General features: G+C 35.5%; 16 protein-coding genes and 1 tRNA gene. 1 reads left to right on the top strand and 16 read right to left on the bottom strand.

Features of this window, described 5'->3' with window-relative positions; all coding sequences use genetic code 11:
* From A9G12_RS06305 to A9G12_RS06250, 13 genes are all read right to left on the bottom strand, one after another.
* On the bottom strand, positions 1 to 452 hold a 452-nt coding region (locus tag A9G12_RS06305), incomplete at its 3' end, for a hypothetical protein (protein WP_141674116.1).
* 10 nt (positions 453 to 462) lie between these two features.
* Positions 463 to 1,242 (bottom strand): hypothetical protein, encoded by a 780-nt coding sequence (locus tag A9G12_RS06300; protein ID WP_065565001.1) that lies wholly within the window; start codon positions 1,240 to 1,242, stop codon positions 463 to 465.
* 10 nt (positions 1,243 to 1,252) lie between these two features.
* The gene (locus A9G12_RS06295) at positions 1,253 to 2,047 is read right to left on the bottom strand and encodes a hypothetical protein (RefSeq protein ID WP_065565000.1); all 795 of its coding nucleotides are present in this window, start codon (positions 2,045 to 2,047) and stop codon (positions 1,253 to 1,255) included.
* A 3-nt stretch (positions 2,048 to 2,050) separates the two neighbouring features.
* The gene (locus A9G12_RS06290) at positions 2,051 to 2,317 is read right to left on the bottom strand and encodes a hypothetical protein (protein WP_065564999.1); all 267 of its coding nucleotides are present in this window, start codon (positions 2,315 to 2,317) and stop codon (positions 2,051 to 2,053) included.
* A gap of 48 nt (positions 2,318 to 2,365) precedes the next feature.
* A complete protein-coding gene (locus tag A9G12_RS06285) occupies positions 2,366 to 2,608 on the bottom strand; it encodes a hypothetical protein (protein ID WP_065564998.1) in 243 nt (80 codons plus the stop codon).
* A 58-nt stretch (positions 2,609 to 2,666) separates the two neighbouring features.
* A complete protein-coding gene (locus A9G12_RS06280) occupies positions 2,667 to 2,930 on the bottom strand; it encodes a hypothetical protein (RefSeq protein WP_065564997.1) in 264 nt (87 codons plus the stop codon).
* 12 nt (positions 2,931 to 2,942) lie between these two features.
* Positions 2,943 to 3,713 carry a hypothetical protein gene (locus tag A9G12_RS06275; protein WP_065564996.1) on the bottom strand — a complete coding sequence of 257 codons (771 nt, stop codon included), beginning with the start codon at positions 3,711 to 3,713 and terminating at the stop codon, positions 2,943 to 2,945.
* Positions 3,714 to 4,224: 511 nt separating this feature from the next.
* Positions 4,225 to 4,368 (bottom strand): phage integrase central domain-containing protein, encoded by a 144-nt coding sequence (locus A9G12_RS12340; RefSeq protein WP_176701747.1) that lies wholly within the window; start codon positions 4,366 to 4,368, stop codon positions 4,225 to 4,227.
* Between the two features lie 47 nt (positions 4,369 to 4,415).
* On the bottom strand, positions 4,416 to 4,856 hold the full coding sequence (locus A9G12_RS06270; protein WP_065564995.1) for an Arm DNA-binding domain-containing protein: 441 nt from the start codon (positions 4,854 to 4,856) through the stop codon (positions 4,416 to 4,418).
* Between the two features lie 239 nt (positions 4,857 to 5,095).
* A tRNA-Gly gene (locus A9G12_RS06265) sits at positions 5,096 to 5,171 on the bottom strand.
* A 72-nt stretch (positions 5,172 to 5,243) separates the two neighbouring features.
* Positions 5,244 to 5,501: a DUF1145 domain-containing protein gene (locus tag A9G12_RS06260; RefSeq protein WP_065564994.1), complete on the bottom strand. Its 258-nt coding sequence runs from the start codon at positions 5,499 to 5,501 to the stop codon at positions 5,244 to 5,246.
* Positions 5,501 to 6,064 carry a 16S rRNA (guanine(966)-N(2))-methyltransferase RsmD gene (rsmD, locus tag A9G12_RS06255; RefSeq protein ID WP_255306583.1) on the bottom strand — a complete coding sequence of 188 codons (564 nt, stop codon included), beginning with the start codon at positions 6,062 to 6,064 and terminating at the stop codon, positions 5,501 to 5,503. Before rsmD ends, A9G12_RS06260 begins: the two co-directional genes overlap by 1 nt.
* Before the next feature lie 12 nt (positions 6,065 to 6,076).
* On the bottom strand, positions 6,077 to 8,605 hold the full coding sequence (locus A9G12_RS06250) for a PBP1A family penicillin-binding protein (RefSeq protein ID WP_065565022.1): 2,529 nt from the start codon (positions 8,603 to 8,605) through the stop codon (positions 6,077 to 6,079).
* A gap of 275 nt (positions 8,606 to 8,880) precedes the next feature.
* Between A9G12_RS06250 and A9G12_RS06245 the strand changes: the two genes are divergently transcribed.
* Positions 8,881 to 9,285, top strand: coding sequence for a protein YgfX (locus tag A9G12_RS06245; protein WP_065564992.1), 405 nt, complete (start codon positions 8,881 to 8,883; stop codon positions 9,283 to 9,285).
* Positions 9,286 to 9,333: 48 nt separating this feature from the next.
* Here the strand turns inward: A9G12_RS06245 and tusA are convergent, their stop codons facing one another.
* From tusA to A9G12_RS06230, 3 genes are all read right to left on the bottom strand, one after another.
* Entirely contained in the window at positions 9,334 to 9,570 is a 237-nt protein-coding gene (gene tusA, locus A9G12_RS06240; RefSeq protein ID WP_141674115.1) for a sulfurtransferase TusA, read from the bottom strand.
* 11 nt (positions 9,571 to 9,581) lie between these two features.
* Positions 9,582 to 10,394, bottom strand: coding sequence for a Cof-type HAD-IIB family hydrolase (locus tag A9G12_RS06235; RefSeq protein WP_065564990.1), 813 nt, complete (start codon positions 10,392 to 10,394; stop codon positions 9,582 to 9,584).
* Between the two features lie 119 nt (positions 10,395 to 10,513).
* Positions 10,514 to 11,818, bottom strand: a complete 1,305-nt coding sequence (locus A9G12_RS06230; RefSeq protein ID WP_218056587.1) for a secretin N-terminal domain-containing protein — start codon at positions 11,816 to 11,818, stop codon at positions 10,514 to 10,516.
* Positions 11,819 to 11,837: the final 19 nt, after the last annotated feature.

The raw sequence follows: 11,837 nt of genomic DNA, 5'->3' as shown, positions 1-11,837 counted from the left end.
ACAGAACCTAAAGCTAAAGCAATACTGACAGGGCCTACTATCGCTAAAATCCCCATTTTTGTAATAATACCTGTAACTAATACACCAACACCTAATCCTACAAAAAGCAATCTTATTAGCCAGAATAAACTTTTAGGATAAGCGCGCCAAAGATACAGCTCCCCCCCACTCTGAGTAAACCGGTATACCATCCAACATTTACGCCTTACCTCTCCAAATAATAGCAGTGCCCCAATCCCCATAACAACTAAAGGCATACAAGGTGTTCCCCAATCCTCATAACCTACAATTAAAATAGCTAAAAAAACTACCATACAAATAGCCATTACAAAAATTATAAAATACCCAAATTTTTGCCATTGATGGGCGATGGTTTTAATTTGCCAACTTAAAATAACTGGTTTATCTGAATGCCATTCCATTGTTTGGGTATAGTCTAGATATTTAGCCATAGTTCCTTAACTAAACTACCTCAGGTAAAGTAATTTTTTTATGTTCTAGTGTTACACCTTTTTGTAAAGAGCTTTCTACTAATTGGATTACTTGACTAGTTAGTTCTGGAGTAGGAAATATATAAAAATCCCACTCTCTAATAATATTATCTATGCGAGCATCTGTATAACCTTGAGCCATAAACTCATTTCTCTCTTGCATAGTAAAAGGAGGATAAACATAATGTAAAGTAAACACATTACGTTTTTGATCATAAGTTGCTTGTGTAATCTTTGACCATTCAATACTCCAAGTGGTAAAAGCTTTCATTTCTTCTTCATATTTTTTAGTAATAGCTACAGAACCTAAAGCTAAAGCAATACTGACAGGGCCTACTATCGCTAAAATCCCCATTTTTGTAATAATACCTGTAACTAATACACCAACACCTAATCCTACAAAAAGCAATCTTATTAGCCAGAATAAACTTTTAGGATAAGCGCGCCAAAGATACAGCTCCCCCCCACTCTGAGTAAACCGGTATACCATCCAACATTTACGCCTTACCTCTCCAAATAATAGCAGTGCCCCAATCCCCATAACAACTAAAGGCATACAAGGTGTTCCCCAATCCTCATAACCTACAATTAAAATAGCTAAAAAAACTACCATACAAATAGCCATTACAAAAATTATAAAATACCCAAATTTTTGCCATTGATGGGCGATGGTTTTAATTTGCCAACTTAAAATAACTGGTTTATCTGAATGCCATTCCATTGTTTGGGTATAGTCTAGATATTTAGCCATAGTTCCTTAACTAAACTACCTCAGGTAAAGTAATTTTTTTATGTTCTAGTGTTACACCTTTTTGTAAAGAGCTTTCTACTAATTGGATTACTTGACTAGTTAGTTCTGGAGTAGGAAATATATAAAAATCCCACTCTCTAATAATATTATCTATGCGAGCATCTGTATAACCTTGAGCCATAAACTCATTTCTCTCTTGCATAGTAAAAGGAGGATAAACATAATGTAAAGTAAACACATTACGTTTTTGATCATAAGTTGCTTGTGTAATCTTTGACCATTCAATACTCCAAGTGGTAAAAGCTTTCATTTCTTCTTCATATTTTTTAGTAATAGCTACAGAACCTAAAGCTAAAGCAATACTGACAGGGCCTGCTATCGCTAAAATCCCCATTTTTGTAATAATACCTGTAACTAATACACCAACACCTAATCCTACAAAAAGCAATCTTATTAGCCAGAATAAACTTTTAGGATAAGCGTGCCAAAGATACAGCTCCCCCCCACTCTGAGTAAACCGGTATACCATCCAACATTTACGCCTTACTTCTCCAAATAAAAATAAAGCGGGGATAATAATAAAGGCAGAAGACCAGACAGCTATAATTAAAGCAGTTATAGGCTCTGTAATGAGATAAGCAATAACACTGGATAAAAGCCCTAAACAACCTAAAGTCAATAACACTATTAAAAAATACCCAAACTTCTGCCATTGATGAGCGATGGTCTTAATTTGCCAACTTAAAATAGTAGGCTCATCAAAATGCCACTCCATCATCTGAGTATAGTCTGGGTATTTGGCCATAAATTAAACTTCTTCCTTTGGGTCTAATAAGGTCATAGTAGTACATTTCTTCTGGTTAGAAGTATCTATTAATAATTCATTACGTGTTGGTTTGGTGGTATCTACATTATTATAGGTTAACTGCCCCATTGATACTACAGGAAAATCAAGATTACTTATTTTAAAGCGATAACCTTTTCCATCTACCCTTGGGCTTAGTATATCATCTGGGTAATGGATAACTAGTTCAGCATTATGAATAGCATCGATCCATGGTGCATCATCGTACATAAAATCAGTTTCCCAAACAATAGGTTGTTCTTCTACTCTTTCAGCTCCCTATTTAATAGCAGGTTTCTCTGCCTGTTGCGCCTGATCAGTATTATTAAGTTGACTTACCGCTTCATTAAGTTCTTGATTAAAGCTAGTATAACTACGGCTATAACCTTCTTCTAAGGTGGATTGATAGGCATAACCATATATATCGCTTTCACCACTGCCTAATACTTTATCATCTCGCCAAAAGGCTAGCGGGAATTTATCTTCTATAAAGAGTATTTCTAACCCAATGGTTTTATTCATTAACTGGGGTGGTAACACAATTTGTATTTGACGAGAAGCAATACGCCCTGTGTAATCATCAACTTGTGGTATTGAATAATACGGTAGGTTGTAATAGTAGCTCTTGTAAAGAACTTTGAGCTTTTTTTGTGGTTAGTATAGATGATTTATTTGAAAACCAAGGTATATTTTCTATTTTAAAAAATATTTGCCACTCTGTCACTTGCTCTTGCAAATCAGCAATTGGCTTAGCTATTCGCCATTGCTGTATAGCTCCAATAACATCTACCTGTGCATTAATTTGGCGCATTACTCTGTCAATTAGTGCATAGGTGTTTGTCATAGGTCATTCCTTTTAATCAGCCCGTATAACTTGGCTATTATGGACGTAACCATTGATATCTGTTTGCTCACCTGCGTTAAGAACATTGATGTAGTACCAATTACCCTCTATTCTTACTTTATTTACTAAAGTGTCATTAGTTAGTTTCTGAATTACTATTGATTTACCATTAGCTTCTTTTCTTAGGTTGGTGTAACCTTCTTTTGAATGAATCATGTAAATATCCTCAAAAATATAACTATTACAACCTCGTCTTTCTTGAATAACTGGTTCTATATCTGCCACTGTCTTAATCGACACTATGTTGGCATAATAATATCTGTAATCGCAGTCATCATTTGCCTTAAAGTTATCAATAATGATTGTCATCGGTTGTTGTAATATACCTTCTTGATTCTTCCAAAATGTAGCTGGTATATCTTTAAAATTTGCTTCTACTATTTTTTTATTACTCTCTAAAGATTTTTCTGAATTAAGTAAAACCATTTGATTGCTATTTCTGTATTGATCATTAATAGTGGGTAATAATGTAGCTTGTTTTTCTGTAGGTAAAAACTGTAGATAGATTTTTTTATTGGGTTTATCTCCGGGAAGATCTTTACCCCAACGAGCTTTTAGTAAGCCTGTGAGTTGCATTTGACCTTGAAACTTATAAGTACCATCGTTTTCGCCAAGGTATTTAATAGTGCTATTTTGCGGGATAATCACATTATGTGTTGGTTGGTCTGCAAAACTGACCATCGAAGAAGTAATCAATACAACAAGTACTAATGTACGTAACATGAGGTATTTCCTTAAAGATCGCTAGTAATAATAATTTTTATTTTATCAATATCAACTTTATTTAGATAGTTTTTAAACTCTGTTAATTAAGCTTGGTTAGCACCTACAAAGTCTGTTGACTTTATTGTACTCGTTAGTAAACAACCATCTGTATGCGCTAGAGTATTACCACCATGAATTAGGATATAACGAGTATAAGGAACTTAGCTATTATACAAATTCGGTGATTTACCAAATTTAGGACTATTATGCCATCTAACTTTGTAAATACCTTGTGGAAATCTGGCCCTTTTCTGGAGTTGTTTGACGAGTTCAGCGGAGATTTTCCATAAATTATTCTCTAAGTAGAAATGTTCTGGTTTGGCGAGTCTGAGTTCACCCGTTCTAACCCTTGTCAGGAATAGGAGCTTGATACCCAGCTTGGTTTGGAGTGAACCTTGATATTGTTCTAGTGTTACTAAGAATTCGGGTAACTATTGTATGGTGAGGTAGGGATTATGTAGGGTTGGTTTTAGGGTAAGGCTAGAATGTCCATATCAGCCGCAGGATTGGTTTCAATAATACCTTCGGCAATGGCATGACGAAAAATCTCATTGAGCCAACAGCGGCATTTTTCTGCAATGGATAAAGTCCTTCGCCTTTTGATATGACGCAATACCTTTAATACATCGGCTTTGGTGATTTCATTTAAGGGAATACGACCTAAGCAAGTAAGAGGTCTATTCGCATATAGTGTTCTATCTGGATATGGGTGCTTTGCCGTTTGTGTTGGATATCCAGCCCAAGCTTTCTGAATTTAAAGAGTTTCCAGCGGGCACTAAACTGTTCAAAGGTTTCTATTTTGACCTTTACTTCAACAATCTCACCCCTGTTACTTGTTTCAATGGCATGAGATAAATGAGGAGAAAAGCCATTTTTAACCCAAAAACGGGCATCTTCGCATTTTTGACGGGCTTCTTTGAGACAGATATCGAGGTATTGACCTAATGAAACACGATTACGTTTACCCTCAAAGGTATAACGATAATGCCACGCTTTGTTACCTGTAGGGGAGATATATAATGATAGACCTTGAATATCTTTAAGGGTATAGAGTTTTGCTTGAGGTTTGCTGTTTCGCACAACTGCATCAGTAAGTGCCATAAAAGTTCTCCTATGAAGAATTTAAGGAGATTTCTGTTATGGGAATGCAAAATCAAATGTCAGTCAAAAATGCGAATGTACCACTTATGGATTTCAATGTATCTTTGAATGTACCATTTTTGTGTAGCAGTGGGTAAACGGCAATACACCTCTACGCACAATCAACACACAAAATGTTTTGATTTAGAAAGAGTTTTGACTGCTTGGTGAACATCAGTGACGCTCCATGAAAGAATGTCTGGAGCGGGAAACGAGGTTCGAACTCGCGACCTCAACCTTGGCAAGGTTGCGCTCTACCAACTGAGCTATTCCCGCATCTTTGAAGGCATCAAAGGAAGTGCTGAGCATTATACAAAAATATTTGTATCTGGCAACTGTTTTTGCCCTTTATTTTTTATTTTTCCAACTGAGTGATTCAAAAACACCAAATAAAAACAAACGCAATACTTTAAATTTATCTTGTTCTTTCTCTTGGTTGGTCATGGTTGAATGTAAAATCCATGCTTGCAAGCCATGCATAACAACAAAAGCAATTAGACCAATATTGGCAACAATATTAGCAGGCCTTGGATAAGGGTGAATCAGGTTAAAGACCAAAAACAACCAAATAAAGGAATATAGAATTTTACCAATTAATACAAACATTAAATACTTTCTCTTATAAAAAGATGGCTATGCACTTGTCCGGCGGTTTTTTCTCGATGTAAGCGCCAGTTAGTAGGAATATATGCCATCACATTATGCTCAATTTCGGTTTCAATATAAATATAAGCAGACGGCTTAAGCCAGTTATGCTCTTCCAGTTGATTAACCGTCTGTGCAACCAAAGAATGATGAAATGGCGGATCTATAAACACAATATCAAATTGTGTTAATGCTGCTTTGCTAAGCCAAATCAAGGTGTCAGTTTGAAAAATACTAATCACATTACTCGCCAACAGTTGTTTATTTTTAGCAAGTTGTTGAGCTACTTGTTTGTCCTTTTCAAGTAAAGTTACACTTGTTGCACCTCGTGATGCAGCTTCAAAGCCTAAAGAACCACTACCTGAAAAACAATCTAAACAAATACTATTGTGTAATACTGGCATTAACCAATTAAATAAAGTTTCTTTAACTCTATCCGTTGTTGGCCGTAAACCAGGCTTGTCGAGTACCGACAATTTACGACCACGCCATTTACCACCAATTATTCTAATTGCACCACTCATCATCAATCCAAATTAAAATAATTCTGAAGTATTACCTTCGGAATCCGTTACTTTAGTCCCGATTTCTTGTGTTGCATATTGAGTCGGTTCTGAACCTTTAATAAAGTACTCCGACATAGTTTGCGAACCAGGTTGTGGTAACAAACCAGTTTTTTGATCAATGGTTACGGTAACAACATTTTCTGGTTGTGGATCTTCTTTTTCAGGCACATCTTTTAGCGCTACCTTCATATAATCGACCCAAACTGGATTGGCAGTGTTAGCACCAGCTTCAGCGCGAAAAGTTCGCCCTAACTCACGACGGTGATCATCAAATCCCATCCAAACTGTGGTTACTATATTGCCACCAAATCCTGAAAACCAAACGTCTTTGGAAGCGTTGGTGGTTCCGGTTTTACCACCAACATCTTTTCGACCTAAAGCCTTAACCCGCCAAGCGGTACCTTGCCAACCCGAACCTCCAAAAACGGTAGTTCGCAAACCATCTTTCATAATATATGCTATACCACTGTTTAACGTGTGTGGCGCATATTTTGGAGTTGAATCATTAGTTTTATCATCATTTATATTAGGTAAAATTAAATGATCATCTGCTTTTAAATTTGCCTGTTCCGGTTCTTCATTACCAGATTGATTGGCCTCATCCTCAACATTATTCAACGCTACAGGTGTGGCTTCATCTGTATCAATATCTTCGGAACAAGTATGACAAGCGATAACTGGTTGATGCTGATAAATAATTCCGTTTGCATTATTATACTCAATCCTTTCAATTAGATAAGGCGTAATCAAGTAACCGCCATTAACAATCACAGAGTAAGCTCTAGCAACTTGTAAGGGGGTAAATGATGCCGAACCTAAGGCTAATGATTCATTATGTGAAATATTTTCCTTAGGGAAGCCAAAACGCTCCAAGTAAGTTGCAACCCAATCAATACCTACTGCTCGTAGCGCTCTGACCATCATTACATTTTTAGACATACCTAAACCAATTCTCATTCGTAACGGCCCGGCATAATTAGGTGGTGAATTTTTAGGGCTCCAAGTTTCACTACCACTGGTCCGTACAATAGGAGCATCATTAAGCAAGGTGGCCATAGTTAGGCCTTTTTCTAATGTAGAAGTGTAAATAAACGGCTTAATATTGGAACCTAACTGACGCAATGCTTGAGTAGCCCGATTAAATTTACTTAAGTTAAAATCATAACCGCCAACAATAGCTTTAATTGCACCATTGTCAGAATCAAGTGAAACCAATGCAGCATTTACGGCAGGGATCTGTGCTAGCTCCCAATTATCACCAGATTTTTTAACCCAAATAAGTTGCCCTACTTTTATGGTATCAGTTACTTTTTTAGGGAATGCACCCTGTTGAGTATCACTAATAAATGGACGCGCCCATTTCATGGCTTGAAAATAAATGGCAACATTACTTTTATCTGATAAAACCGCTACAGCTTCTTTATCGCTGGCTTTAGTCACCACAGCCGGGCACATACCACTGTAACAAATATACTTATCTAATGTTTGTTGAATTTGTTCTTCATTCCAAGGCGACTCATTGTTTTTCCATAAAACTTTTTCGGCACCACGGTAACCATGGCGAATATCATAATCAATTATATTTTTTTGCACAGCATCAGTCGCCGCAACCTGATCTTGCTTAGAAATGGTTGTATATACTTTATAACCATCCGTATAAGCATTTTCACCAAATTTATCATACATAAATTGGCGTGCCATTTCCGCTACATACGGTGCCGAAAATTCAATTTGTGGTGAATGATAGCTTGCATTTAATGGTCTGTTTATTGCTTCATCATACTGGGCCTGAGTAATATAAGATTGATCTAACATACGACTCAACACCCAATTACGCCTCGTTAATGCCTTATCTGGGTGAGCAATAGGGTTAAAAGCAGAAGGAGCATTAGGTAATCCGGCAAGCAAAGCCGCTTCATCCACCGTCAATTGCTCGGGTGTTTTACCAAAAAAAGTATATGAAGCTGCAGCCACACCATATGCCCTAGATCCAAAGTTGATCATATTTAGATATAAGGCCATAATTTCCTCTTTAGATAACTCTTTTTCCATACGAATGGCCAAAATCATCTCTTTAACTTTACGGGAAATACTTTTTTCTGGAGTTAAAAAGAAATTTTTAGCTACTTGCTGAGTAATGGTACTACCACCTTGTGAAAAACCTTTTTGTTTCAATCCAACATACATAGCTCGAACAATACCAATTGGATCGATACCATAATGTTCAAAAAACCTTGCATCTTCAGTAGCAATGATGGCATTCACCATTAATGGTGGAATTTCATCATATTTTAAAGGTGTGCGTCGGCGCTCACCAAAAATCGCAATCAACTCACCATCTTTACTCAGTACTTGTAATGGTGTTTGTAAGCGCACTTCTTTTAAAGTTGCCACATTAGGTAAGTCTTTTGAATAATAAGCATAACCAGCAATACCTATGGCTAAACCACAAAGTAAACAACCAATTAAAATTTTTAGAAGAATCTTTAATACTCTAATTAATATCACAAATCATTCCTATCTAATTTCTTGAAGGCAAAAAGCAAGGGCAACAGAAAATTTCTGTCCCCCCCCTTCCTTTAAGTGTTTTAACATATATTTATATCATAATGAATAATAAGCCAATTAATTATAATTAAGAAAACACTTAACTATTCATCTGCAAAACCAGTGTTAGTCAAATGTGCGTATTATCTCCCATCTTTGTCATTATTTTAAGTAATTTTTAACAAAATCATGAGATAATTCAGTTTTACTCAATCTGAGCTGTAATTATGTGGAGTACCAAACTCACAGTTTCATACCTACTATTAGTCATTTCGGGTATTTTTTATTTAACCTTAATTATCATAAGTCTAGCACTATTGGCTGACACCTGTTTAAACGCTTTTACAATGGTAATTATATTGATATTGGCAATAGAATGGTGGCGTAGCTTTCACTATTTACATACTATCAAAGGAGAATTGGCACTATTTCATTATATTCACCAAATTTATTGGCATAAACAGCGCTGGCATATTATGCGTAAACCTTTATTATTTCGTTTTTTAATTATTATAAATTTAAAATCTCGCCACAATGGCAACCGACAAACATTGTTACTAATGATTGATAGTATTCAGCCTAACGACTGGCGTACATTGAACTATTATTTAAGGCAAATTGAATTAAATTGACTAAAACATATAGCAGACCTGAAACTTCTTGGCATGGCAGTAACAAGACTAATGTGATTTTTGAATCCAATATTGATAAGGTTTGCCATCAACTTTTGATGCCACTAATTTATGATCCATATGACGACAAAAACTAGGAATATCCCTTACGGTAGCATAATCATCAGCTATGATATAAAGTACTTGCCCTACAGTAAGCTCTCTTATGGTTTTACGGACTAACATAATTGGTTCCGGACAACGTAGTCCAAGGGTATTTAGTTGTTTATCAGCTGTAATATTCATATCCAACAAACTTATGAATTAAAAAATAACTTCTGCAAATAATGGGGCACAGCATCATCAACATTTGAACCAATTACCTCATTATTAGGTAAGCGAGCAAGCAAATCTAGACTTGAATTTTGCATTAAACAACCTTTACCAGCCATACTTAGCATTTCTAAATCATTCATACCATCACCAAAAGCGATAGCATCTTGTAAATCAAGTCCCAATCTTTCGACAATTTTTTTCAAAGCACTGCCTTTTGAAACATTTTCAGCCATAACTTCAAGGCAATTAAGGGTTGAAAATGCCACACTGATTTTATTACCAAATTGTTGTTGCAAACGATTTTTTAACTTAACTAAATGTGGATGCAGCGCAAGATCGGTAGTGGTAAAAAATATTTTAGCAATATTATCTGTTTCAATATTAAACGGATCAAATAACTGATATGAAAAATTAGTATGTTTATGAAATGCAAGAGAAAAGCTATCTTCTCTATTAACCAACCAGTCATCACCACGGTAAAGGTGAGTATAAACCAATGGATCATCAATACACATATGTGCGATTTCAACCACTAATGAAGGATCAATACTTTGGCTAAAAATTAATTCGCCAGCACTATCATGAACTCTAGCACCATTTGAAGTTATCATAAAAGCATCAATTTCCATATTTTCTCGCATTTGGGCCACATCAATATGGTGTCTTCCCGTTGCAAAAGCAAACTGAATACCTTTTCGTCGTAATGCTTGTAGAACTTGTTTGGTAAAAGATGATAGTTTATGGTCTGCATTTAATAAAGTACCATCTAAATCTGAAGCTACAACTCGAAACATAATTTTCTCTATTTTTAATTAGTTATAATAACAACAACTTACTTGAAATTTGGCGATCTAATTTAGGTGTCAAACCCAAGGCTAAATCAAGATGCAATATGATACAACTCCATTGCTATTTACTCAACTAGTTGTGGTGTAATAAAAATCACTAATTCGCGTTTTTGCAATCTTTTACTAGAATTTTTAAACAGATTACCAATAATTGGTACTTCGCTCATTCCTGGAACATTACTATTGCCTTTGCTCTTAATTTGTTGAAAAATACCACCAAGTACCACTGTTTCACCACTTTTAACTTGTACTTGCGTTTTTATTTCCTGAGTATCAATGGCTAATGCTTCGCCACCATCACTCCGCTTTATAGAACGCCCGGTTGTATTTTGGGTGATATATAGATCTAAAATCATCTGCTTATCACTTAGTATTTTTGGGGTAACTTCTAATCCTAAAACAGCTTGTTTAAACTCAATAGATGTGGCTCCATTGCTACCGCTAGAAACTTCATAAGGGATTTCAGTCCCTTGCTTTATGGATGCCATATTTTGATTAGCGGTTAATAAGTTTGGACTGGCGATTATTTCGAGTTGATTTTCTGATTCTAATGCTGATAACTCTAAATTTAATAAACTTGTCGACAACTTAGCTAAATTAAAACCAACCGTAGTAGTAGGATTAGGCACACCTAAACCAACATCAAATTTATCCAATAGTTGTGAAGAATGCCCGGAATACCCCCATTTAATGCCAAGCTCTGACATACTTTCATCACTCATAGTCACAATATGAGCGGATATATGTACTTGTGGCATTGGTTTATCCATTACTTTAACTAGCTTTTTAATACCATCAAACTGTTGGGTTAAATCAGTGATAATAAGTGAATTAGTTCGTTTATCTATAACTGCCTTACCTCGTTCTGACAGCAATCCTTGCTGTTGAATTGTTTCCTGTAATGTAGTTAAATCAATATTATTAACTGTTAATAATAAAGAATCTAGAGGCTGTTTCTGTTCCTGCTCTTTTTTCACCAACAGCTGTTTTTGATAGGCAATTTCAGGATCGATAGCTTTCGAAATGAATAAAATATTATCTTCGATTTCAGCTTGTAAATTAGCCGAATTCAAAATGATATTAAGAGCTTTATGCCACTCAACTTGTTGTAGTTTAATTGTCTGTTTAATGGATAAATCATCAGTTATGATTAAATTCATCTGCTTACTATCCGCTAAAGCTTGTAAAATAATAGCTATATCCGTTTGATAGAATTCAATTGAGATCAATTGTTTGGGTTCACTAGTATCAAGGGATTTTTTGTGGGTTGCTAAACTAATACTGATATTGCCATAGAGACTCCCCAAAAGCAGTATCACTAAAAATTTATTCACCATAGTTGTCGTAAATTTTTGCAATCTATTTCGCATGTTAGGTCCTAATAAAGGA

Source organism: Gilliamella sp. wkB112 (assembly GCF_001690685.1).
In the GTDB taxonomy this organism is placed as follows: Bacteria; Pseudomonadota; Gammaproteobacteria; order Enterobacterales; family Orbaceae; genus Gilliamella; species Gilliamella apicola_J.
The sequence above is the reverse complement of the archived record's forward strand: the minus strand, read 5'-3'. Positions and strand labels throughout refer to the sequence as shown.

Coding starts and splice junctions, on each gene's coding strand:
- A9G12_RS06300 (WP_065565001.1), bottom strand. CDS start 1,242: ATGGCTAAATATCTAGACTATACCCAAACAATGGAATGGCATTCAGAT.
- A9G12_RS06295 (WP_065565000.1), bottom strand. CDS start 2,047: ATGGCCAAATACCCAGACTATACTCAGATGATGGAGTGGCATTTTGAT.
- A9G12_RS06290 (WP_065564999.1), bottom strand. CDS start 2,317: ATGTACGATGATGCACCATGGATCGATGCTATTCATAATGCTGAACTA.
- A9G12_RS06285 (WP_065564998.1), bottom strand. CDS start 2,608: ATGAATAAAACCATTGGGTTAGAAATACTCTTTATAGAAGATAAATTC.
- A9G12_RS06280 (WP_065564997.1), bottom strand. CDS start 2,930: ATGACAAACACCTATGCACTAATTGACAGAGTAATGCGCCAAATTAAT.
- A9G12_RS06275 (WP_065564996.1), bottom strand. CDS start 3,713: ATGTTACGTACATTAGTACTTGTTGTATTGATTACTTCTTCGATGGTC.
- A9G12_RS06270 (WP_065564995.1), bottom strand. CDS start 4,856: ATGGCACTTACTGATGCAGTTGTGCGAAACAGCAAACCTCAAGCAAAA.
- A9G12_RS06260 (WP_065564994.1), bottom strand. CDS start 5,501: ATGTTTGTATTAATTGGTAAAATTCTATATTCCTTTATTTGGTTGTTT.
- rsmD (WP_255306583.1), bottom strand. CDS start 6,064: ATGAGTGGTGCAATTAGAATAATTGGTGGTAAATGGCGTGGTCGTAAA.
- A9G12_RS06245 (WP_065564992.1), top strand. CDS start 8,881: ATGTGGAGTACCAAACTCACAGTTTCATACCTACTATTAGTCATTTCG.
- tusA (WP_141674115.1), bottom strand. CDS start 9,570: ATGAATATTACAGCTGATAAACAACTAAATACCCTTGGACTACGTTGT.
- A9G12_RS06235 (WP_065564990.1), bottom strand. CDS start 10,394: ATGTTTCGAGTTGTAGCTTCAGATTTAGATGGTACTTTATTAAATGCA.
- A9G12_RS06230 (WP_218056587.1), bottom strand. CDS start 11,818: ATGCGAAATAGATTGCAAAAATTTACGACAACTATGGTGAATAAATTT.